Genomic DNA, 23,879 nt, shown 5'->3' on the forward strand with positions numbered 1-23,879 from the left:
CTGTTGGCGTTGATGTTGGTGCTGCGGTAGATGTTGGTGTTGCTGTGGCTGAAAGAGTTAGATAGTCGATATTGATATTCCCAGTATCATCCGAGTCATATTTGTAGGCGATTGAATTATTGCCTGCCTGTAAAGAGAGCGTTTCAGGTTGGTCACCCCATGCATCCCAGCTTGCCAAATTGGCTAAAGTGGTCTGCTTTACCTTTACACCATTTACATAAATGGAAACGATCTTAGCACTGCCAGACCCATTGGCGTAGTGGAGCGTGGCATTATAGGTACCAGTCGCGGAGGATTGAACACTAAAGGTGGTTGTTGCTCCTATGGTTGTGTATCCATCCACAAAACCAGTGCCAGTATATCCGGTGTGATTCGTATTTATTTTGGCGCCACCTGACAAGGCTGCGTTCTCAGCTTCGTATTTCCCAGCAACCGGGACAACAACCGTCCAGTTCTTCCCTCCGTTGCTATCCCAACTATCTGTCGGGGCCGTAATATGATAACAATAAATGAGTGTGGCGCCTTCCTGAACATTGAGGTTGGCCGTAAATGTGGTTCCATTTTTAGTCATAACCGTATCGGCAATATCCGTCCAGTTATTCGTGGTCCAATGCAGTGTTACAGCAGATGCTGTGGAGTTCGTGTAGGAGACTGTATAATCAGTATTGCTGGCTGAAGCCCCGCCGGATAAACCAAATAAACTAAAAATAAGCGAAAAAATAATCAACCAAGAAACAAACCGCCTAGATTGTTGTCTTCCCAAGTAAATAACCTCCTCATTATTTAGGTGCAACCCCTTGTGCAAACGTTTGCAAAAATAAGAAAAAAAGAGACTTTCTAACTTATCAAATCCCTCCTTCAAAGAAAGTATGGAGAAACTTCATTGTATGCGTTTACAATTAGACCTTTTGAGAAATCCTCAAGTTCCAAATCACTCCATATCTAATGAATTTTCCCTGTTTATGATTATAGGCTCCAACCTTTTCCAGGTCAATGCATCTTTTAGGCTAAAAACATAAAAATTTTAAAGTCTAGATATAAAAATACAATCGTTTTCATTCATCAGTTGTTCAAACATATCAAAATCTTAGACTCCCGCTATTTATAGAACTAGGCTAATTATATCGTCGCTGATGAGGAAGAAGCTGCTTGATCAGCTTTTACACAATCAATTGCAACAACTAACGCAATCATGATTGCCTCCATCTCCTCATTTAGTATTTGAACCTTGTAGCTATCGCCCCAAGTAAACCACTCCTTGTTCACTTTACCTATGACTACACCGTACTGCAAGACCTGAAAATCCATGTCCCACCAGTTACCATGTACCTCAATGTCAGCCGCATGAATCGTATAGCGCGCTTTAAAGAAAGTAAACTCTTTCTTAATCGTTAACACCTCTCGACCATTGACCTCAACAAAAAACTTCGGTAAAAAACTAAATACCTTCTTCGTAATAAGTCCGACTTCATCTCTTGTGGTATTCATAATGGAGAACGTCTTTGGTATTTGCATAAAACTGCCCTCTACATAATAGACATCCTGCTCCTGCTGATTCTTTACCGTAAATTTACCACTTAGACTAAATACCTTCTGCTTTATATAAAGTTGCTTCATTCCAATGCCTCCTTCGATATAAGCATATTATTAAAGCGCAGTACTTCCGAAATCAGTTCTCGGGATCATGTACTTTAGTCACCCATCCGTGTTTGGGATGGTTCTAAAACTTCCGTTTATGATACGGAAGACCCACGCCTTCTTCACAATACTGTTTAAGACTGTACAAAAAAATAGCCCAGTTATAATTACATAGGCGATAAAATGCGGTTACATTCTCCCAATTCATCTGACGAAAAATGATTGAAGTCTTCCCGTTTTTTTCCTCTAAATTAAAAGAAATTGTCGTACCTATCCATTCTGGATCTGAATCAACACATTGCCACAAAATCTTTTTATCGGTAACAAGCTCATCAACTCGCATCTTTGTTAAGCCTTTGCCTCCGAATCGGAACTCGTTTATACAACCGATCTGATCATAGACTATTAGTTCATTTGTCCATATTTCTGAAAGTCCTTTTGCAGTGGTTAGTGCTTTATATACCGTTGAAGCCGGAACATTCACGGTCTGCAAGTGCTCGATATTTGCCATATAGTGCATTCCCCTTTTTCATAAGGATTTAATTTATGTAATTATTTGTATGCGAATATTATACCATGGTACGGTTGATTTGATTGCTTAGTCCATAACCTTTGTTAATTTTTTACCATTTGAAAACAAAACATCGATTATGATTTTTTTCATGTGGTATATCAGGATTCCAATCCACAGCAAAGGATTCATCACCGAGTTGTTTCATGTTATCTGCTCCTTATAGTTTCCCGCCGATTTCTTATAACGTCTTATTCACGAAATTACTGAATTATACTGCCTTTTACTTCAATAAAACGGCAGCTGATCCTCTGATCGGCTGCCTTCTTGTTGCGATTGAACTATCGTGTCCCGTTAGCGTAATGGAAGATTGTTATTTTCGCTACGGATAACACGGAAATCACTCGCTTTATATCCGTCTGTATTAGCTTTGAAAGTGATTTGAACTATATCCGAGTTAGAATCTTGTGTCATAACTTCCCCTTCAAATATGAACTCTTGTTGAGGATAAGAATCCGATTTCCTGATTGGTATGATATGAGCGCCGCCGATGAGATAGTTATTACCATATTCTTTTTCAAGTACGCTCATAATTTTAAGACGAATTTCAAAAATAAGGATCTCATCCAAGCACTCCCGTTGAATGTCGACGTTATATTTAGTTGATGACTCCTCATCGTAAGCTTCAGCACAATCCATTACTGTAAAGTTGGTGACCCCTATTATCAAAATCAAAATTAGACCTCTCCACCACATGAGAAATAACCCCCGTCTATTTTTGGTTATTTTCCCCCAATCGATTATTAAACTATCCTACCCGTTGGCATAACATTAACATAGCATACTGATACATAGGTTCTATCCATCAAATGAATATAGAAGAATCAATTAGTGAAGGACGATTCTATAAAAAAATGGAGTTACATATTAGTTATCTAATACGTAACTCCACTTATTATCATTAGCTTCTATTAGTAGAATCTCAAGCAATGGTCTCCATTAAAAATTCGATCACCGGATAAGAGATCATATGCCGATCACGGTAAATCGAAGTAATTGCCTCTGGCTGTGTGCTAAGGACACCCTTTTGTAGAATGGCTGCTTGAAAACCTCTTTCTTGTGCACCGTTAATAGTAAAGGTTACGCAATGTTCTGCGGCGAAGCCCGCAACGATGATGAATTCAACACCATGTTCACGTAGCAGTTGTTCCAAATCCGTTTTCCAAAAAGCATTAGAGAATTCTTTCGCCATCTGGATATCCGTGGGTGCAACTGTAATTTCCGGTATACTATTTCTAGCTTCTGGATCCGTATCTGTATTCGCCCCTTCCATGTCTTGTATATGGATAACGATTTGGTCCTTCGCACGAAGTAACCCAGACACATGATTAATATATTCACAAGCCTCACTTACATTTAATCTCTCCATATGATCGTGTAAGAAAAGGTTTTGCATATCAATAATTAGGAATCCGATTTTTATTTTGAACTACCCCTCTCAGAACAAATATAGTTTCTATATTAATCTGGATGTAGATTCAGCTCAAGGGAATAAATGAATTAGACGATTTTGTACAATAGCATCATATGTTACGCCACGCCTCTTCATTTAGTTCGTTATTAATGCCGACCCCAGCTAAGGAGCCCAAAGAAGCGGCAATAATGGCTTGATGAAGATGTGTTGTTGCATCACCGGCACTATAAACGCCTGGAACGTTCGTTTTACCGAGATTATCGATGATTACTGTTCCTGTTTCTGTGAATTCACAACCAAGGGCTTGTGGCAAATCCGACCCGATCATAAGCTTCGGTCTAAAAAATATCCCCGTACATACTATGCTAATACCATCCTTCAACACAACTTGCTGCACCATGCCATTGTCAGATTCGATCGACTGAATCGGTGAGTCATAGACAGGAATGTTATGTTGATTCAGCTCTTCACGTTGTGCATCCGTCAAGTCATCAGATCCATTAGTACATATGGTTATCTTTTTCGTCCAACCAGATAATACTCGGGCCATATGCGTTGCATCGGCTCCCTTAACAATTACGACAAGAGGCTGATCTCTTAGTTCCCATCCATCACAATAGGGGCAGATAAAGGCGCTTTTACCATATACGTCTGTGAGTCCCTTAATATCCAACGGGAGGTCTTTCATCCCTATGGCGAAGAGCACCTTTTTACTTTGAAAGGTCTGACCCTGAACCGTCTTAATTTGAAAATCACCATCGGTTCCCGTAATCGATATGGCGGTATCTTCCGCAAAAGTAACGGAGTGATAGGCACTAATCTGCTCCATCGCAATTCTCCTGAATTCGCTTGGACTTATAGAATCTCTAGTAAGAAAGCCATGCGTTTCTCGAGTCACCCTATTACGTGCGCGTCCTTCATCAATCACAACCACACTTTTTCTTGCCCTGCCTAGCACCAGAGCAGCATTTAGACCTGCCGGTCCTCCACCGATAATTACACAATCATGAGTCATCCTAATTCTCCCTTTCGCTTTCAATTTATATTAAAGATATTAGAGACTTATGTTATCCATTATGGATTTAAAAAAAGAACACTCCATAATCAGGAATATTACACTCGACTCTTTAATTAAAGACTTTATGAATCTATAATAACTTCAATAAATCTAAAAGGCAAGGATTTTTCTATTTAATCATTGCCCTCTTGGAATCCCAGCTAGATTACCGCAAAAGTGTAGTAGCCCATAAAAACAGCTTGTTGTCAGGATTAACAAATCCCTTTTTATTTTTATCTAATGTCGATATTTGTTTCATTTCCTCATCAGATAAACTAAAATCAAAAATTTCCAGATTCGCCTTTAATCTTGCAGGATTAACCGATTTGGGAATAACTCCAACATTGCGCTCAATGTTCCACCTTAACATAACTTGAGCCGTTGTTTTACCGTGTCTTTCAGCAATGCTTGTTAATATAGGGTTATCGAATAAATCTTTATTTCCATGTCCAAAAGGACTCCACGCTACATGTTGGATATTCTTATTCACCATATAATTATGCAAATCGGGCTGCTGTAAAAACGGATTCGTATGAATTTGATTTACAGCAGGGACTATTGAGCCATGCTTCAATACATCACTCAGGTGCATTTGTTCAAAGTTAGACACACCAATGGCTCTAATTTTACCCTCTTTGTACAATTCCTCTAATATCAACCAGCTCTCAACATATTTCGGGGATGGCCAATGGATCAAATAAAGATCTATATAATCTGTTCCCAGTTTTTTCAAACTCATTTCAAAAGCCTGTTTCGTTCTTTTACCATGATCTGAATTCCACAGCTTTGTTGTAATAAATATATCCTTTCGATTTACACCTGATTTTTTAATTGTACTTGCAACAAGTTCCTCATTATGATAAAAAGCGGCGGTATCAATATGCTTATATCCATTTCTCAATGCCCAAATGATTGCATCTTCGTGTTCATTTTTCATTTGGTATACACCCAATCCGACTTTCGGTAACAAAACTCCATTATTTAACAAGTAATTTTCCAAAGATTAATCCTCCCATACACTATTATTTTATATCAGCAGAGTCAGTCGATTCTGATAGCATTCCAGCAGCTTCGTTCTATTCCTTGAATAAGCTCTGGTGTCTCAATTATTTTTCCATGTTGAATTTCTTTGAAGAAGCTAACAAATGCGCCATAAACAATACAGATTAATGCATTTGAAGGAAGCGAGCTGAACACCTCTCTCTCTTTGCCACTTTCTATGATTGCGACTAAAAAATTCATAAATCCATCAAACACGCTCCGGCTCTTCTCATTTAAATAATATGACTCTGCATGTGAATCTATAAATAGCAGCGCGTATATATTGCTTTTTGCAAATCCGACCATTTGATAAAACACATGGCGAAATTGCTCACGAATTTCATTTGAGTTTGGAAAATCAGTTTTAATGGTCTCTGAAAACTCCATCACTACTTTTTGAAACAATGAATTAACTAGTGACTCTTTACTTTCAAAATATCGATAAATTGTTCCCGCTCCTACTTTTGCCGCTTCCGCAATCATTGGAACAGTCGTTCCATCATAACCTCTTTCTGCAAATAATTTTAAAGCCGCTTTATAAATTTCCTCTTCCTTGTTTGTAGACAATAAGAACACCTCTCCTTCTTGCGGAATGAATATTCATTCCTCTTCACAATAAAACTCCTTTATAAAAAAAGCAATCAAAATATTAGAATTTTTTTCCTATAATTTAAAGATGAAAAGACAAATAAGGATGTCTCTGAAGTATTTGCTTCAAGACATCCTTAAGTACAATTTCATAATAAGCCCTATCAATAAGGGATGCTGTACTTTCAATTAGAGCACTACCGGCCGGATTCTGCCGTCTTCCTCATAATGAAGCTCCGTAAATTTCATACTGCGTTTATGGTCCACACCGCCAGACAGCGATGCGTCATGATAGAACAAATACCATTTCTCGTTAAATTCCACAATAGAATGATGGGTCGTCCAGCCAATGACTGGATTCAGGATCGTTCCTTGGAAGACAAAGGGTCCGCAAGGCTTGTCACTCACCGCATAGACGATCTTATGGGTTGTGCCAGTAGAGTATGAGAGATAGTATTTCCCTTTATACTTGTGCATCCATGGACCCTCGAAGTATCTCCTGTCTTCATCACCCGCAAGGATTAATTTCCCTTCTTCATCAATAATGGTGATCTCCTGAGGATCAGATTTGAATGTCAGCATGTCTTCACTCAGCTCACCCACCCAAGGACCGTAAGCCGGTTCCTCTGGGCCCTTTTCTACCGCATCTTGTTGAAAAATACCGTCTTGCCACTTTTCTAATTGTCCGCCCCATAAGCCTCCAAAATACATGTAGGCTCTTTCGTCCTCGTCCACGAATACGGCTGGATCAATGCTGAAGCTCTCTTTAATATAGCTTTCTTGAGCCTGGAAAGGACCAGACGGAGAAGTTGACGTAGCCACTCCGATACGGAAAATCCCCTCCTTGTCACGGGCCGGGAAAAACAAATAATACATCCCCTGCCGGTACGCGGCATCGGGCGCCCACATTTGCTTCGAAGCCCAAGGCACATCCCGAAGATGAAGTGCCTCTCCGTGATCTACACAGGGAGATGTAGGATCTTCCAAGGAAAACACATGATAATCTTCCATTGCATACTGGTCACCATTATCATTCGTAGGTCCATCATGGTCGATATCATGGGATGGGTAAATATACAGCTTGCCCTCAAATACATGAGCGGAGGGATCGGCTGTATAGAGATGGGTAACTAACGGTTCATTTTTCGTGGCCATAATAGGACTCTCCTCCTGATTGAGATTACTTATTTGAAGCCAGAAGCCAATGTTATTCTTTGACGCCACCAAGCGCTACGCCGGCGATAATATATCTGGATAACAAGAAGTAAACCACAAAGAGCGGTAAAGCCGTCAAAGCCAGACCCATATAGATCGAGCCGAACTCCGTTTTGTAGATATCACCTCGGAGCAAGCTGACCATGATTGGCATAGTATATTTCTCCTTCTGTGTCAGCAATATCAGCGGCATGAACAGGTTGTTCCAGTTAGCCACAAAGGCAAAAATGGCCTGTGTTGCAACTGCCGGCATCATCAGCGGTAAGATAATCCGGTTGAAAGTGAAGAATTCACCTGACCCATCTACGCGCGCAGCTTCCACGATCTCTATCGACAGAGTTGCGAGCAAGTATTGGCGCATGAAGAACACCACCGCCGGTGCAGCAATTGCTGGTAGAATCAGCGGGAGAAAATTATTGGTCCAATGTAATTTATACATGAACTGATAGAATCCGATGGCGCTTGCCTGGGAAGGAATCATCATCACGCACATGATGAAGGTAAAGAATGGCCCCCGTAGCTTCCAGCTGTAAGTCACCAGCCCATAGGCCGCCAAAGACGAGAAATAGACCGTGCAGAGGGTTGCAGAACTGGCGATAATGAATGAATTCATGAAACCTTGAAGCGGATCAAAGCTCTTGTCGAGCAGTACTCGCAGATTGCTCATCATGTGGCTCGAAGGAAGCAGTGAAAGACCGCCTTGGATTTCCGGTGTAGAGCGCGTGGCATTTACAAACATGATCCAAAACGGCAGGATACTGAGCACCGCCAAAGAGATGCAAACCACATAGATAATCGTCTTGTTGATCTTTCGGTTAACGGTCCCGCTTTTCTGATTATTTGCCATGTGTTACGCCTCCCTCACGGGCTGCTGCAGCAGCTTTTCTGTACTTTTGTTTTTGTATTTTTTTAAGTCTTGATGCATCGCGGTCACGCATCACGTAGAACAGAATTCCAGCCAATATTGCTGAAATCAAGAACATGATCATGCTCGCTGCTGCAGCACGATTGTACATATAGCTGCCCTTGAATGCTTGCCCGTAGATAAACATAGACGTGGTAAGCGTAGAATCGTCCGGACCGCCTGCAAGAAATAATTGCGGGATATCGAACATGGTCAAACCGCCCACCATCGATGTAATCAGTGTGAACAGCAATATCGTACGCAGACTCGGCAGTGTGATTCGGAAGAAGGTTTGAAAACCATTCGCCCCGTCAATCGCTGCGGATTCGAAGAGGGCAGGATTTATACCCATAACGCCAGCGATCAGGACGATCATGGTGTTGCCGTACCACATCCAAAACTGGATGAACGCGACAATGCCCCGTGCTGTCGTCTTATCCTGCAGGAAGAACACCGGAGCGTCTGTCCATCCCAACGTTTGAAACAAACTGTTTACAGGACCCATCGGGTAGGCGAATAAAGTGCTGAACAACACGGCAATCGTACTAGCAGTAATGATATTAGGCATATAGAGCAGAACCTTGAACAAGCCTTGTCCCTTTATGTTTAGACGCTTATTCGTGAACCATGCAGTTAGCAAGAGCGCGAGAAGCATCTGGGGAACGAAGTTAGTAATCCAGAGTAAGCCGGTGTTGAATAAAGACTTCCGGAACGAGGGATTATCAAAGAGAAGATCTTTGAAGTTCTGAAAAGGATTATCAAGGATATGGATCGGTTTGGGTATGATTCCTTTCATATCGGTGAATCCAATGACTGCGGTATATAAAATGGGATACAGTGAAAAAATCAGAAATGCAAGAACAAATGGAAAGGTAAAAATATAACCGTATTTCGCATAGTTCACATTTTTGCGGCGCATGCTCTCACCTCTTTAGTTGATATGAAGGGGCGGGATTACTCCCCCGCCCCTCCGAATCCTTCTTATTCGCTTTCAATGCCAAGTTGGTCTTTGACTTGTTGCTTAAAGGTTTCGATCGCTTTGGCACGGTCCTTATTGCCTGCGGTGTATTCGCGTACTTGATCACGCCAGAGCTTGTTAATTGTTTCGTCGTACTGGGTCAAGTTCTTACCTGAAGCGTTAGCATTGGCCGGTACAAACACGTCGAACATGTTCTGGCCGCCGAGCAGCGGAACTTCGCCATTTGATTTGGACATGACAACGGAGGATGCAACGCTATCCTTCGTTCCTTGCTCGCCTTCCTTCATAGTACCGTTAGCCCAGTAATATTGAAGTCCCGTTTCAGAGGTATCGAGTGTAACCCACTTCACAAAGTCCGCAACAGCCTGTTTCTTAGCATCGTCCTTGGTCACGTCTTTGTTGGCAAGCAGCCAAGTACCGCCCCAGAAGAAACCTGTTGTTGGTTCGGATACAGCCCAGTCGCCATTCGTGTCTTTTACTTGACCGTTCATCACATAGTTGATGAGCCAAGCAGGACCGAAGAATCCGAAGATCGGTTGAGCGCCGGCACCGGACATATCCGCATACCATGCTTCCGTCCAGTCTGTCGTATCATTGTGATAACCATTGTCTTTCAGCTTTTTAGAAAGATCCAGGAACTCTTCACGCTTTGGATCGATATGAAGCTTGCCATCAACAATCCAGCCCTTGTCAGAACTGTTCTCGATCGGGTGCCAGATATCGCCGTCGCCAGAAACGATGCCGTATCCTTTAGCTTTCAGCTTCGCGGCTGCATCGTAGAATTTATCCCAGCCTGGTCCAATTTCATTTTTGATGGTGGCTGGATCGTCTGTTCCAAAAACATCCTTCGCAATAGAGCGGCGATAGATAAAGGCACCGCCAGTTGCTTGATACCCGAGGGCTTTTAATTTTCCATCTAAACTGCCGATATCAACCGAGTATTGCGCGATGCCAGCGTCCTTAACCATTTGGTCATCAAGACCCATATCAGAATAGTTGGCTGCATAGCTGGATGCATCGCCTTGGGTATACTTAAGCACGAATGCTGATTCTGCTGCATAAATGTCAGGGGCATCTTTACCTCCCGCTGACAGAGCCTGATCAAGAGCAGGCTGATAAGCGCCGTCAGTGGTAGCGATAACTGTAGTTTTGAACTCTACATTCGCATCAGGATGGGTTTCCATATACTTCTTGGTCATGTTAGGAATCTCGTCCGTAAAGCTCCAGAGATTGATAGTGACTTTCTCACCTGTTCCTTTTGATGGAGCTTCGGTAGCGTTTGCTGCTGGTGCAGTCGTTTGACTTGGGCTAGATGAGTTAGAATTTGAGTTCCCACCACATGCTGCGAGAGCAGATGACATCACAAGCAATGTAGAGATCCCCACTAAACTACGTTTCATACTTTTCATATCTTTGCCTCCCCTTTTGTATTATTACTTCGGTTTTTTGTAACCGCATACATAATTATAGATCCTGCAACCCTTAAGCATAAGGACACCCTCTTTAGGAAAACTTCCACTATTTTTAGATTCAGTTCTATAGAGCGCAAAAAAAAGAGACATCAAAGGATCTATCCCTTGACGTCTCCATGATCTGTTGATATTTCTGAACATTACTTATCCGCTTTTAGCGCATCATCCTGTTTCTTGATAAATTCTTCTGGCGTGACGGCTTCACCGAACAATGCCTGAATCTGATTCATGTGTATAGCAGATGCGACTGGCTTCATTTGTGTATCCAGATAAAGAGTTACTTTATTAGCCTTATTTAACTCGTTTAATAGATCAATGAACATTTGCGGTAGCTTGATGGCTGCAGTATCTACTTTGGTAGCCGGGATTACACCTGCATTGACAACAGAATGCTCTCCCCACTTTTGAACGAAAAAGCTCACGAATTCTTTGGCCTCCAGAGCATGCTTCGAATTTTTGGAAACGAACAATCCAGTGCCCGGACCACCGACCCAATCATCCACATTGCCTTTGCCGCCTTCAACTGTCGGGAACTTGAAATAACCGATGTTGACTTTAAATTCTTGGGCTATATTCGTAGTGGTCGTGAAATCTGGCAGCTCCCAAGTCCCTGTAACGAACATGGCTGACTTTCCGTTCATGAACTGTACCTTGGCTTCATCATTGGATAATCCGTTGTAGCCTTTGATGAATGTGTTCAGGTTTACCAGCTCTTGCACTTGTCTTGCAGCCTCTAGCAAGGAAGGATCTGTGAAGTCCTGATCCGCAACAGCTTTATCCATCAGGTTAGGTCCTCCAATACGATCAGCTAGATACATGTACCAGAAGGAAGCCGGCCAACCGTCCTTACCGCCAAGAGTAACAGGTGTTATGCCATTGTTATTCAGTGTTCGAATGATCGCTTTGAGATCATCCAAGGTTTGGGGAGGCTGCAGATTGAATTCTGAAAATATTTCCTTATTATAATAGACCGGGACTATGTTTAGTTCGACAGGAAGGGCATACGTCTTCCCATCAAAGGAGTACCCCTCCGTCGTACCAGCTACGAATTTTCCTTTCAACTCATTCTGTAAAAGATCGTCCACGGCTGCAAACTTATCTCCCCTAACATAAGGATCCATAAAGCCTGCTGCCCAGGTGAATCCGATATCCGGTAGATCGTTGGAAGCGGCAAGTACCTTCAGTTTGCTTTTATACTGCTCATTTTCAAGCACTTCCGTCTTGATGGTGATATTCGGATTAGCTTCTTCAAATTCTCTGATGATTTCTTTTACCATTTTATTTTGCGCGGAGTTATTGCTATCCGGCCATAGATGCATCATTTTCAAAGTGATTTTCTCGCCGTCGCTCTTGCTGCTATTCCCCTTAGCCCCATTGCAACCTGTTGTTATCAACAACAATGTTAAGAAAAGGGTAATGGATAATCCGATCCTCTTCGTAGATATCCCCCCTTGCCGAGCCGCTATTGGATATTCGCTTCTATACCATTCCTCATGGAAGATCGATACTGCCCTGGACTCATTCTTTCGTATTCCTTGAACAGCTTGTTGAAATATTTAACCGTCTGGTAACCTGTAAGGCTGGCAATTTCCGCTATAGGCAGATTGGTTTTCAGCAGTAATTCCTTCGCTTTCTGCAATTTTCTGCGGGCGACGTATTCGCTGAAATTCATCTGGCATTGTTCCTTGAAAAGAGAACTAAAATAGCTCCCGTTCAGATGAACAAGTCCGGCTACTTCCTGCAGGCTGATCGCCTCTTCTATATGCATTTCCACATAGTCAATCGCCTGACGGACCGGATCGCTTAATGCGGCATCTTCATCTCTTATGGCCATTAATTGTGGATCGGCCATCTTCCGCATGAAGCCGATATGTTCCTGCTCTTCCCCTGCCTTCAGGGCATTCTCCACAGATGTGATTAGCTTTTCCCGGCTGGCTGGCTTGAGTAAATATTCAACTACGGACAACTGAATCGCTTGCTGAGCATACTCGAACTCGGCATGACCGGAGATGAGAATAACAGATGGCTGACGCTGTATTTTTTTATCCCTTATTTGGCTAACTAAAGAAAGACCACTGATTCCAGGCATGCGGATATCCGATATCATGAGCTCGACCGGTATTTCCTCCAGAATTTCCATCGCCGAGATCCCATTGCTTGCCGTAAGGATTTCATAATGACCGGCTGCCCACACCTCTAGTATTTTCTTCATTCCTTCTCTAGATCTCGGTTCATCGTCGACAATAAGAATTGTTCGGCTTCTCATGGCATTTTGTCTCCTCGAACAGGAATTTTGATGTTTATACGGGTGCCTTGCCCCTTTTGGCTATCGATGGTCATAGCCGCACCCTGCTCATTCTCTCTCGAAAAAAATAGTTGAAGCCTTCTATGCACATTAGCGATTCCGACGCCGGAATCTTTTGAAGAAGATACCTTTCCGCTATCCAGCCCTTCCACAAGAGAGCGCAGCATCTCCTCGTCCATTCCCATCCCGTCATCTTCCACCGTAATGGTGACCCATTCTTCATCTCCAGCAACCGTTAGCTTTATCCATCCCGGTTCAATCTTGCTCTCGACCCCATGCAATACGGCATTCTCTACAAGGGGCTGCAGCAATAGTCGGGGTAACTCCACATTCGAAAATTCAGAAGGAGCCTCAATTTCCCACTCCAAGCGATCTTCAAATCGCATCTTCATAATAAGCAAATATCGCTTTACATGCTCCAGCTCATCCTGTAACTTCACCCATCCTCCTTTACTCGAGCCGGTGATCGTATAGCGGAATAAATCAGACATGGCGACAACATACTCCGCCAGTTGATCTTCATCCCTATCCAGCAGCGACCAGTACAGAACATCTAGGGTATTAAACAAAAAATGCGGATTAATTTGCGCTTGAAGTGCCTTCAACTCCGTATGACTCCGGGATAACTCCTTCTCATAAACCAACTGGATCAGTTCGTTGATATTATCAACCATTTTGTTATAGGAATAATTTAGTTCCTGAATTTCCATAGTGGACGATACGTTTTCGATAGGCTTCAGAATGCCTAGACGGGTACTTCTCATAGCTTTGATCAATCTGAACACAGGTCTGGTAATAAGTATAGATAGGAAAAACGAAAGCAAGGTGAACAGTAAGGTACCCATCAAAGCCGATACAACAATGGTCGTCCGCAAGACCGATATCCCCTTGGTGATGACGTTAACCGGGGTTAAGATGAGTAGCGTCCATCCTGTCACGGAAGACCGCTGTTTGACAACGATAAAGGACTGCTTGCCGATGGAAGCAATTTGTTCGTCGGATTCTTCTACCAGCTTTGCTGCTGTCTTTTGTGAAATCGTGTCATCGTTGGACGTGATGAACTGGCCATCTGGAGCGAGGAGCAGCACCGTTTCCCCGTCCCCCTCCCCGGATAGGGAGTCTTTAAGCGCAAACTTGTCACGGTCTGAACGAATGAGTAAATACCCTCCAGTTGTGAAATGCCGATCAATAAGACTGATCTGTCGAATCGCTACAAGCGATGTAGAATCGAGCGGATCAATACCGAACCAAACGAGACTGCCATCCTTTCTCGTCGCCATTTCAATCCAATCCTCGGGTACCTTATCTCTAAGGGTGCTGCCGTCAAGAGGATACAGCCTCACTCCGTCTTTATTATAAAGCTCAACAGATTTGATGCCGTCCGTGTAGATTTGGACTAGATTGATAATAGATGGCAGGGCTTGCCGTTCCGTAAAAGTAGCGGGATGACCCTCTATATCGCGTAAAAGGAGTTGCTGGATATAATCGTTAGTAGATACCAGTGTCGTCAAAGAATTGATCTGTTCGAGAACGCTTTCTAAACGTCCGTTAGCTTGAATCGCAGTCTGCTGAATATGCTTCTCCGCATTGTTCTTGAGTAGCGTCGAGACTGAATGGAACGTAATCCCTCCAACGAACGTCAGAATGATGAGCATGACGGCGAGGAAACCGAGCAACATTTGATTTCGCAGCGTATTTAACTTTAACATCGACAGTATCCGCCGCATGCAATTTCTTCCCCTCTTTGTCATGTGAGCATGAGATGATCGCCCCTAACCGCTAAAAGTAAGGGCTTTCAACCTTTTCAGTCATTATATTAGCATGTTTGCTAATGATCCGCTAAGAAAGAATTATGGATTCGACAAAAAGAACTGATATTTTCGCACCCAATAACGACTAGCAAGCATATTAATCCCATTTCCAGTAACCCTTTATATAAGAATGTCTTACTCCTAATTAAAAAAATCCCGATGATGTATTCATCATCGAGGCTAACTACTTTTTTTATATTTTATTTTCGCCAAAAAGTTGAACAATCTGCCTTGTCCATAATGTTAAACTCGATCATTTTCTCAAGTAATGAGAAATCAACCGGGCTATCCCACCGGATCCGTAACAACTGCTTGGTGTGATCATAGCCTGCCTGTACAATTTCATCAGAGAAATGATTAATCCCTGCGATTTCAGGCGCAACAGCCATATGTTGTTTGGATACGCTAAAGCCAATAATATAGGTGTCGTGATCGGTGAACATAGGCTGATTCCACGCGATTTTTGGTTTTAAATCTGTGAATTTCTTAGTTACCCAAGCCAACACCTCTTCCATTCGCTCCCGATGCTGTGGGTTATCAATTTGCGCTAAATAGTCTGCAAAAACCTCCATGTCGATCACTCCTAACCTCAGAATCGCCTTTTGTTCAGGCGCAGCTACAAAAAAACACCCCGTTAGATAATCATATCTAACGGGGTGTTAGGGTGCAACTTTTTATAATGTTACGATTGTAGCTTTAAAATAAAGTTTGATCAAAAGTTCCCGCAAAAGCTCATTTTTCGGGCAAATAAAAAGAATCCGTTTTGAAAAAAAGATTGATCAAAATGGATTCTTTTCTTGTGGGTTAGTATACACTTTTTAAAATAAAGTTTGATCACTTTCTACCCTTGACGTTCCACAATAGCGCCCGATTGCAGAAGACCACTGTTTGCAATTGAATTATTTATTCATATAAGCTTTGATTTCTTCTTCTGACATGGATGAATCGCATTTCACGTTTATTGTGTCACCATTAGTAAAAACGAAACCAGGAACCGTTGGAATGTCGTATTCATTACGGAAGGCCGTAATACCTTCCATATCAGATTTTTCCACACTATTTACATAATAGATAGTAGTATCAGTTTCCTCAGCAACTTTTTTTAGTTTTTCAACGAATATTTGGCAAAAAGGACAAACAGCCTTTCCAATATAGATTAAGGCTTCGGATTCCCCTTTTACCAATGCCTGTGCTTTTTCGGAATCGATTTTATCAAAACTAGCTACATTTTCTTCATAAGTAGTCATCATCGCTCAATCTCCTTTTTCTAATGTTATTATTATACAATAAAGTGTAAATACTCAAATAAATTACGCTTACGTGCTTGAATGTTCAATCCTATCAAAAATTGATGTGAAACACAAAAATTGATCTCAATCAAAATATATTCCTACGATTTGATAAATTCTTCCGTATGTCACAAGAGTTTACTCTACAATCTCGCGCACGTTAGCCTAATGTTTTAAAGTTCTTTATATTTATTTTGTACCTGAACAAGAACGTATCTTTTAATCCACATTTGTGTAGCAACAGTTAATTGTTCATCCTCTTTCTCAAAGAACAGACCTGAGCCTTCTTTCGCTTCAAATTCCCAGCCGTTTGAACCAATCATTTGTTTAAGATTTTCATCGGCTATCGAAATACCGTCATTCTCGCTTCTTATGATATACCAAGTGGAATCATCGTCTGTTACGATCTCTATTATCTCTTCATCGGAATTTCTTAGTTTTTCAATTGCTACTTTTGCAGTTAGATTTTCTATCGGTAGAGGTTGATTTAGACCCACACCCTAAATAATGAATATACAAAAGCACTTACTCTGAAATAGAGTAAGTGCCTTTGCATATCTTTTCAATCTGCAGAATTCTTTAAAATATGTGAGATTGAAGCGAAACTTGAGTTTAAAAGGACTCTTGACGACAATAGTTTTTATAAACTAACAATTTTACGATTAATGAAGAACCGCTAGTTTATAAAAACAGAAAGCACATGTAACTAGTTTATTATTTCTTAATTACTACATTAAAATATAACTTTTATTCATTCAATGTGCCATTCAGTTCAGCAGTTTTAGTAGAAATTAAATCCATTAACTCAGGTGATAGGACATCATAGGTAGGTAATCCAATATCATTTAAATCTTTTCGGATATCAGCCATTTTTGAAGCCGGTGTACCTGTTTCGATTACAGACGAAACAAATGCTGCAAATTGTGGTGCAGACCACCCTTTATCCTCTGATAATTCTGTATGAACAAAATCTAAACCATAAAATGCATGATCTCTATTTTCTATACGACCAAATAAATGTGCTTTACATTCTTTACAAAAATGTCTTTGAATTGTAGCTGTTTCATCAACAATCTCTAACTTATCGCCGTTTCTAATGACATGAACTTTGTCACGAGGAGCTACAGCTACTAAAGAAAAATTGGCACCCTCTGGTTTCCAACACTTAGAACAACCACATGCATGGTTGTGCATTGTTTGTGAATCTACCTTGACTTCTACTTTATTGGATTCACAAAGACACTTTAGTGTTCCTCCTACAAAGTCTTTTACTTCTGGATAATCATTAATCCCGTTATCTAATCTTGGATGTAATTTAGTGGTAGTCATATGTTTTCCTCCTTGAATATATTCATTATTTTTCATACGTTAACATCGTACGGATTGACTCACCCTTATGAAGCAAATCAAATGCATCATTGATGTCTGTAAAGTTTAAGTGGTGTGTGATAAACGAATCGATATCGATTTCACCATTCATATAATCTTCAACCATTCCTGGAAGCTGCGTTCTGCCTTTCACGCCGCCAAAGGCAGAACCACGCCATACTCGACCCGTTACTAATTGGAATGGACGCGTATGAATCTCTTTCCCTCCAGCTGCTACACCGATAATAGTACTTTCACCCCAACCTTTATGACAACATTCAAGAGCAGACCTCATTACTTCAACATTTCCAATACACTCAAAGCTATAATCTACTCCTCCATCTGTCATTTCAACAATGACTTCTTGAATTGGTTTATCAAATTTAGCAGGATTTAGAAAATCAGTTGCGCCCATTTTTTTAGCTAATTCAAACTTATCTTCATTTAAGTCTACAGCAATAATTCGGCTTGCTTTTGCTTGAACCAATCCTTGAATAGCGGCTAATCCAATGGCTCCTAAACCAAATACGGCTGTCACAGCTCCTTCTTCCACTTTTGCTGTGTTGTGTACAGCGCCAATACCTGTAGTCACACCGCATCCAAATAGACCAATTTTATCAAGTGGCGCTTCTTTGTCAATTTTTGCTAAAGAGATTTCAGGAACGACTGTATATTCACTGAATGTACTTGTTCCCATGTAATGATAAATAGGCTCTCCATTATAAGAGAAACGAGTTGTTCCGTCAGGCATTAAACCTTTACCTTGAGTTTCTCGTACAGCACTACATAAGTTTGTTTTACCAGATCGACAGAATTTACATTCCCCACATTCAGCCGTGTATAGTGGAATAACATGATCTCCTGGTTCTACTGAAGTAACTCCTTCACCTACGGCTACTACAACACCAGCGCCTTCATGACCTAAAACGGCAGGGAATACGCCTTCTGGATCATCCCCTGATAATGTATAAGCATCTGTATGACAGACTGAAGTGTACAGTATCTTTACTAAAACCTCTCCGGCTTTTGGATCCTCTACATCGATTTCTACAATCTGAAGCGGTTCTCCCGCTTTAAATGCAACGGCTGCTTTACTTTTCAAATGAAACCCTTCTTTCTTTTGTTTTATAGCGTTACCATACCCATAATTACATATCAATATACCGTTGACAATACTGACACATTTGTCATCATGGACACATTAATACGTAAAAAATGTGAAACACTATGATGTTTACATTTCCATGATTACATATCGTAATTTAAATTACCATACTGACAAATATGTCATAATAACCAAAAGTGTAATGGATAGGTACGCGAACTGAAAAATTAATGCCTGTTTTTCTTTCTTACACCCATGCTAAGTATACATAGATGTTATTCAATCTCTGTTTTATTAGCGTCTCTTTCTAAAGAGTCGCTAAAAATATCTCCCCAATCACAGATTGAAGTTACAACAGGTTCTAGGAGACAACCAATTTCACTTAGTTGATACTCAACTTTAGGAGGTACAACGGGATATACAGTTCTAGTAATTATGTTATCATCTTCTAATTCCCTTAACTGTCTAATTAACATGCGTTGATTGACTTCGGGAAGTTTTTTTTGCATTTCACTTAACCTTAATGGAGACTCCTGTATCAAACACCATATAATCACTATTTTCCAACGTCCACCTATAACTGATAAAGCCAAATCTTTTCCAGTAAAATAAGTTTTATCTTTATAATTAATTTCCAATTATATTCACTCTCTCTATAAGTATTGATATATCACGGTTTAAACCGTCGAAACGATATTAGAATGTTCTTTTGGTTTTCCGGAAATTCTCACATATTAAGAATTCTAATCCTTGCCTTGTTTGATGCTCAGGTTAAGTTTTCTATAGAAGCAATCTCCGCATCATACCAATAGGGCTTCTTATTTACAAGTTGTCTTAAAGTTTTCTAACAGTAATGCTCCTTTCTTTTACTATTATAGCATAGTGACAAAAACGTCAGTATTGTAGATTGCATTTTATTATGTAATTATGGGTATGGATATCAATAAAGCATTTGGTTTACTTCATTAGTTAAATCAATCCGTACAATTATAAACAAATGGAGAATGGAGAGTGAAATAAATGAGTCTTAAACTAATTGAACAACAACGCTCTTTTGATGGGGAACAACGTAAGTACACCCATTATTCAGAAGTTTTACAATGTGATATGACATTTAGTATCTACTTACCATCAAATAAAGAAAAGAAAAAAATCCCTCTTATTTGGTGGCTATCTGGATTAACTTGTACAGATGATAATTTTAGTCAAAAAAGTGGATTTCAAAGATTGGCTGAAAAATATCAAGTGGCAGTCATTATTCCTGATACTTCACCACGCGGAGAAAACGTTGCTGATGATGATGCATACGACCTCGGACAAGGTGCCGGTTTTTATTTAAATGCCACACAAAATCCATGGGCAAAGAATTATCATATGTATACTTACATCACAGAGGAGTTAACAGGTATTACGTCCACTTTAGTACCTGGATTTTCAGGAAAAGAAAGTATAATGGGCCACTCAATGGGAGGTCATGGTGCTTTAGTAATTGGGATAAAAAATGCTGCAAGATTCAAAGCGATTTCTGCTTTTTCTCCTATTTCAAGTCCTAGTCAAGTCCCTTGGGGAATAAAAGCTTTCTCAACTTATTTAGGTGAAGACAAAGCTTCTTGGAAAGAATGGGATGCTTCAGAACTCATTAAAGCAACTGACACCCCCCCTATTCTTATTACACAAGGAACTGCAGATCAGTTTTATCCAGAACAATTGGAAGAAACGACTTTCTTAGAAAATGCCCAAGCAAATAACGTAGAAATAAACTATAAGCAAGTTAAAGGTTATGATCATAGCTATTTCTTCATCTCTACATTTTTGGAAGAACATTTCGAATTCCATATGAAGCAATTAAGATGATGCTTTTTAACAAATAAGATTCGGAACGGTAAATATTCACATTTAATTAGATTGTGGATATTTTTGATTGTTTTTAAAAGGTAAGAGAATAAGGAGGTATAGTTAATATGGATATTAAAAAAATGTTAGTCAATGACCGTGTTAAACCATACTTATTAAAAGCCCGTTATGGGATTGAAAAAGAAAGTAAACGAGTTGACTTATCAGGAAATTTAGCTAAAACGGATCATCCTAAATCGATAAGAGATGAACACCCGTATATTCAGCGAGATTTTTCAGAGCTACAGATGGAATTAATCACACCTGTTACTGAGACATTAGAGGAACTGTTTAATTACTTAGCAGCCATCCATGATGTTGCTTATCGTTCTATGGGTGATCATGAAATGCTTTGGCCATTAAGCATGCCACCACAGTTACCAGAAAAAGAAGAAGATATTGTTATTGCGAAATTGAAAAATGTTGAAAATGTTCTATATCGTCAATCTTTATCCAATTCTTATGGCCGTCGTAAACAAATGCTTTGTGGTGTTCATTTTAACTTTGAATTCGGCGATGAGTTAATCCAAGCGATATTTAACTTACAATCGGAGATAAAAGATTATCTACAGTTTAAAACAGAGATTTATCTAAAAGTCACAAGAAACTATTTACACTATCGATGGTTAGTAACTTATTTTTATGGAGCTTCTCCTAGTAGCGAAAAGAATTATTTTGAAGAAGATTCTTTGAATGGGGCAATAAGAAGCATTAGAAGCAGTAAATTGGGTTATACTAATTCTGATGATGTTCAAGTGTCATATAGTAGTATACAGAACTATATATCAGATCTTTCTTTGATGGTTAAAAAAGGGCTTTTATCAGAAGAAAAAGAATTTTATGCATCTGTCCGTTTAAGAGGCGGACATCATGTTTCAGATTTAGAAGCTCACGGTGTTAGTTATCTTGAATTGCGAAATATAGATTTAAATCCTTTTGAAACGAATGGAATTAGCTATGAACAAGCAGAATTTCTACATCTTTTCTTATTTTATTTACTATGGAAAGATGAGGGTAATAATTGTGATGAGTGGATAAAAATGGGTGATTCTTACAATGATGTAGTGGCTCTTGAGCATCCATTAGAGCATACACAATTTGAAGTAGAAGCTAAAAATATGATCGATGAGATGGAACATTTAGCAGAAATTTTAGATTTGACTATTTCAGATACGTTATTTGTTAACCTGAGAGAAATGCTAATGGACCCAAGTAAGACTTTAGCTGGAAGGCTTTATAAAGAGAGTGAAAAAAGCAGTCAAGGACAAGTGGCTACGTGTATTGCGAAAGAAAACTATAAAAAATCATGGGATAAGCCATATCAATTAACAGGATTTACTGACATGGAGTTGTCCACTCAGATTTTAATGTTTGATTGCTTACAGCAAGGAATAAAGGTAGAAGTTTTGGATCGGCAAGATCAATTTTTGAAGCTTCAATTAAAAGATCATGTTGAATATGTGAAAAATGGGAATATGACAAGTAAAGATAGTTATGTATCCCCTTTAATTATGGAAAATAAAACAGTAACAAAGAAAATTCTTCAACAACATGGATTCCGTGTACCAACAGGTGAGGAATTTAATGATATAGAACATGCTTTAAATTCTTATAATATGTTTTCTGCTAAACCTTTTGTTGTAAAGCCGAAAACAACAAACTATGGATTGGGAATATCAATCTTCAAACAAGAGGCAAATTACGAAGATTATCAAAAAGCAATCACACTCGCATTTAAAGAAGATTCTTCTGTACTAATAGAAGAGTTTCTCTATGGAACAGAATATCGATTTTTTGTGTTACATGATAAAGTTCAGGCGGTTTTATTACGAGTTCCTGCGAATGTTAAAGGCGATGGTGAACATACAATCGAAGAGTTAGTCATTGAAAAGAATCGTGATCCGTTAAGAGGAAAAGACCATAGGACACCTTTAGAAACTATACAATTAGGTGACTTGGAAAACCTTATGCTAAAAGGCCAAGGTTATCAAATGAATTCGATTCCAAAAAATGGTGAAATCGTCTATCTGCGTGAAAATTCTAATGTTAGTACAGGCGGAGATTCGATTGATGTGACAGATCAAATTCCCGATGACTATAAAAAAATAGCAGTGGATGCGGTATCTGCACTGGGAGCTAAAATTAGTGGTATCGATTTGATTATTGAAAATATAGAAGTTCCTGCAGCTAATAAAAATGCTTATGGGATTATTGAAGCGAACTTTAATCCATCAATGTATATGCATATCTATCCATATAAAGGAGAATCTCGACGTTTGACTATGCATATAATACACTTTTTATTCCCTGAACTATTACAAAGTTAGGAATCAAAGTTAGTCAAATTAGGGGTGCCATAAGCAAAACGCGATTATCTACACTATGAAAATCGGGAGTATTTAAAGTATTCTAAGAAGAAAAGTTGGGTGAAAGGCTACTTTGAATACTTGATATCTTAACCCAGTAAACAATGTATTCTACGTATCGAATGTAGTGATATCTTGATAATTAGAAGCATCAAATAACCATACCATTCTAAACATTGTTCTAGGAAGAATTAAAGGTATTTGCTACTTCTTAAGGACGCCTTAAGGCCGTTTTAGCTACCTTCAAGGCGGTTGTAGAATATGATGCTGCGAGGATCGTTGTCTAGACTAATACGTTGTTTATATGGCTTCAATGAATAAATCATTGATAAACAAAGGTTTTCTATGTAAGAGTTAAGATAACTGCATATTTACAACGTTAAGCTGTTGAATGACAATAAAGTTATTTAATGTTCAAATTACTAACATACATAACCCCGTTCTGAGTAGGGACGGGGTTAAAATAATAGTGTTTAAATACTGTGTATAATACTTTCTGTCATTTCATAGTTTACTTTTTCCCTGATTGCATGGACGCTGGTATTACCCTAAATAGCCCGATTGTTGCATTTAAAAATACTGCTTATCAAAAGGATTTAAAGGAACAGCGAGTTCACTATCTATATACAATTCTGATTCACACGCAGGGCAGATATTTTGAAATTTATCTTCATTTTGTAAAATAGCTGTATACAGGTCCTTTAAAGAAATTTGATCTTTATACTTCTGTAAAGACTTCGTTGCCTCTTCACGATCTCTTCGCCAGCTTTATCTCATAATTAGATAAATCATCAACATTTTTCTTTATAAATTGCTTAAACTCTCTTAATGCCTTAGACATTTAAGCTCCCCCTCGTTATATT

At 39.7% G+C, this 23,879-nt stretch carries 23 protein-coding genes; 2 read left to right on the forward strand and 21 right to left on the reverse strand.

Annotated elements, in window-relative coordinates; all coding sequences use genetic code 11:
• From CA600_RS17430 to CA600_RS17530, 21 genes are all read right to left on the reverse strand, one after another.
• Nucleotides 1-763, reverse strand: a 763-nt coding sequence (locus tag CA600_RS17430; protein WP_143812162.1) for a CBM35 domain-containing protein, incomplete at its 3' end; no start/stop codon positions are given.
• A 356-nt stretch (nucleotides 764-1,119) separates the two neighbouring features.
• The gene (locus CA600_RS17435) at nucleotides 1,120-1,617 is read right to left on the reverse strand and encodes an LURP-one-related/scramblase family protein (RefSeq protein WP_094871716.1); all 498 of its coding nucleotides are present in this window, start codon (nucleotides 1,615-1,617) and stop codon (nucleotides 1,120-1,122) included.
• Between the two features lie 103 nt (nucleotides 1,618-1,720).
• Nucleotides 1,721-2,149, reverse strand: coding sequence for an SRPBCC family protein (locus CA600_RS17440; RefSeq protein ID WP_094871718.1), 429 nt, complete (start codon nucleotides 2,147-2,149; stop codon nucleotides 1,721-1,723).
• Between the two features lie 354 nt (nucleotides 2,150-2,503).
• A complete protein-coding gene (locus CA600_RS17445) occupies nucleotides 2,504-2,905 on the reverse strand; it encodes a hypothetical protein (protein WP_094871719.1) in 402 nt (133 codons plus the stop codon).
• A gap of 226 nt (nucleotides 2,906-3,131) precedes the next feature.
• Nucleotides 3,132-3,632, reverse strand: coding sequence for a cysteine hydrolase family protein (locus CA600_RS17450; protein ID WP_094871721.1), 501 nt, complete (start codon nucleotides 3,630-3,632; stop codon nucleotides 3,132-3,134).
• A gap of 100 nt (nucleotides 3,633-3,732) precedes the next feature.
• Nucleotides 3,733-4,638 (reverse strand): NAD(P)/FAD-dependent oxidoreductase, encoded by a 906-nt coding sequence (locus tag CA600_RS17455; RefSeq protein ID WP_094871723.1) that lies wholly within the window; start codon nucleotides 4,636-4,638, stop codon nucleotides 3,733-3,735.
• Nucleotides 4,639-4,846: 208 nt separating this feature from the next.
• Nucleotides 4,847-5,680, reverse strand: a complete 834-nt coding sequence (locus tag CA600_RS17460; RefSeq protein ID WP_094871725.1) for an aldo/keto reductase — start codon at nucleotides 5,678-5,680, stop codon at nucleotides 4,847-4,849.
• Between the two features lie 41 nt (nucleotides 5,681-5,721).
• The gene (locus CA600_RS17465; protein ID WP_094871726.1) at nucleotides 5,722-6,288 is read right to left on the reverse strand and encodes a TetR/AcrR family transcriptional regulator; all 567 of its coding nucleotides are present in this window, start codon (nucleotides 6,286-6,288) and stop codon (nucleotides 5,722-5,724) included.
• 210 nt (nucleotides 6,289-6,498) lie between these two features.
• Complete coding sequence (locus tag CA600_RS17470; protein ID WP_094871728.1) at nucleotides 6,499-7,464, reverse strand: glycoside hydrolase family 43 protein; 966 nt, start codon at nucleotides 7,462-7,464, stop codon at nucleotides 6,499-6,501.
• A gap of 52 nt (nucleotides 7,465-7,516) precedes the next feature.
• Entirely contained in the window at nucleotides 7,517-8,371 is an 855-nt protein-coding gene (locus CA600_RS17475) for a carbohydrate ABC transporter permease (protein ID WP_094871729.1), read from the reverse strand.
• Entirely contained in the window at nucleotides 8,361-9,347 is a 987-nt protein-coding gene (locus tag CA600_RS17480; RefSeq protein ID WP_094871731.1) for a carbohydrate ABC transporter permease, read from the reverse strand. The genes CA600_RS17475 and CA600_RS17480 overlap by 11 nt, the downstream gene beginning before the upstream one ends.
• A 62-nt stretch (nucleotides 9,348-9,409) precedes the next feature.
• Nucleotides 9,410-10,816: an ABC transporter substrate-binding protein gene (locus CA600_RS17485; protein WP_094871732.1), complete on the reverse strand. Its 1,407-nt coding sequence runs from the start codon at nucleotides 10,814-10,816 to the stop codon at nucleotides 9,410-9,412.
• Nucleotides 10,817-11,019: 203 nt separating this feature from the next.
• A complete protein-coding gene (locus CA600_RS17490; protein WP_373455891.1) occupies nucleotides 11,020-12,207 on the reverse strand; it encodes an extracellular solute-binding protein in 1,188 nt (395 codons plus the stop codon).
• 134 nt (nucleotides 12,208-12,341) lie between these two features.
• Complete coding sequence (locus CA600_RS17495) at nucleotides 12,342-13,145, reverse strand: response regulator transcription factor (RefSeq protein WP_094871734.1); 804 nt, start codon at nucleotides 13,143-13,145, stop codon at nucleotides 12,342-12,344.
• Nucleotides 13,142-14,911: a sensor histidine kinase gene (locus CA600_RS17500; protein WP_256989895.1), complete on the reverse strand. Its 1,770-nt coding sequence runs from the start codon at nucleotides 14,909-14,911 to the stop codon at nucleotides 13,142-13,144. The genes CA600_RS17495 and CA600_RS17500 overlap by 4 nt, the downstream gene beginning before the upstream one ends.
• Before the next feature lie 284 nt (nucleotides 14,912-15,195).
• Complete coding sequence (locus tag CA600_RS17505; RefSeq protein ID WP_094871735.1) at nucleotides 15,196-15,567, reverse strand: iron chaperone; 372 nt, start codon at nucleotides 15,565-15,567, stop codon at nucleotides 15,196-15,198.
• A gap of 327 nt (nucleotides 15,568-15,894) precedes the next feature.
• Nucleotides 15,895-16,245: a hypothetical protein gene (locus CA600_RS17510; RefSeq protein ID WP_064617367.1), complete on the reverse strand. Its 351-nt coding sequence runs from the start codon at nucleotides 16,243-16,245 to the stop codon at nucleotides 15,895-15,897.
• Between the two features lie 212 nt (nucleotides 16,246-16,457).
• The gene (locus CA600_RS17515) at nucleotides 16,458-16,781 is read right to left on the reverse strand and encodes a hypothetical protein (RefSeq protein ID WP_053522651.1); all 324 of its coding nucleotides are present in this window, start codon (nucleotides 16,779-16,781) and stop codon (nucleotides 16,458-16,460) included.
• Nucleotides 16,782-17,031: 250 nt separating this feature from the next.
• Entirely contained in the window at nucleotides 17,032-17,613 is a 582-nt protein-coding gene (gfa, locus tag CA600_RS17520; RefSeq protein ID WP_094871737.1) for an S-(hydroxymethyl)glutathione synthase, read from the reverse strand.
• A 25-nt stretch (nucleotides 17,614-17,638) separates the two neighbouring features.
• Nucleotides 17,639-18,754, reverse strand: coding sequence for an S-(hydroxymethyl)glutathione dehydrogenase/class III alcohol dehydrogenase (locus tag CA600_RS17525; RefSeq protein WP_064617364.1), 1,116 nt, complete (start codon nucleotides 18,752-18,754; stop codon nucleotides 17,639-17,641).
• Between the two features lie 278 nt (nucleotides 18,755-19,032).
• Nucleotides 19,033-19,395 carry a winged helix-turn-helix transcriptional regulator gene (locus tag CA600_RS17530; protein WP_094871738.1) on the reverse strand — a complete coding sequence of 121 codons (363 nt, stop codon included), beginning with the start codon at nucleotides 19,393-19,395 and terminating at the stop codon, nucleotides 19,033-19,035.
• Nucleotides 19,396-19,777: 382 nt separating this feature from the next.
• Here CA600_RS17530 and fghA point away from each other — a divergent pair, with 382 nt between their 5' ends.
• The gene (fghA, locus tag CA600_RS17535; protein WP_094871740.1) at nucleotides 19,778-20,611 is read left to right on the forward strand and encodes an S-formylglutathione hydrolase; all 834 of its coding nucleotides are present in this window, start codon (nucleotides 19,778-19,780) and stop codon (nucleotides 20,609-20,611) included.
• Between the two features lie 107 nt (nucleotides 20,612-20,718).
• Nucleotides 20,719-22,977, forward strand: coding sequence for a bifunctional glutamate--cysteine ligase GshA/glutathione synthetase GshB (gene gshAB / locus CA600_RS17540; RefSeq protein WP_094871741.1), 2,259 nt, complete (start codon nucleotides 20,719-20,721; stop codon nucleotides 22,975-22,977).
• The last annotated feature ends 902 nt before the right edge of the window (nucleotides 22,978-23,879 follow it).

The organism is Paenibacillus sp. VTT E-133280 (genome assembly GCF_002264385.1).
Lineage (GTDB): Bacteria > Bacillota > Bacilli > Paenibacillales > Paenibacillaceae > Paenibacillus_AQ > Paenibacillus_AQ nitricinens.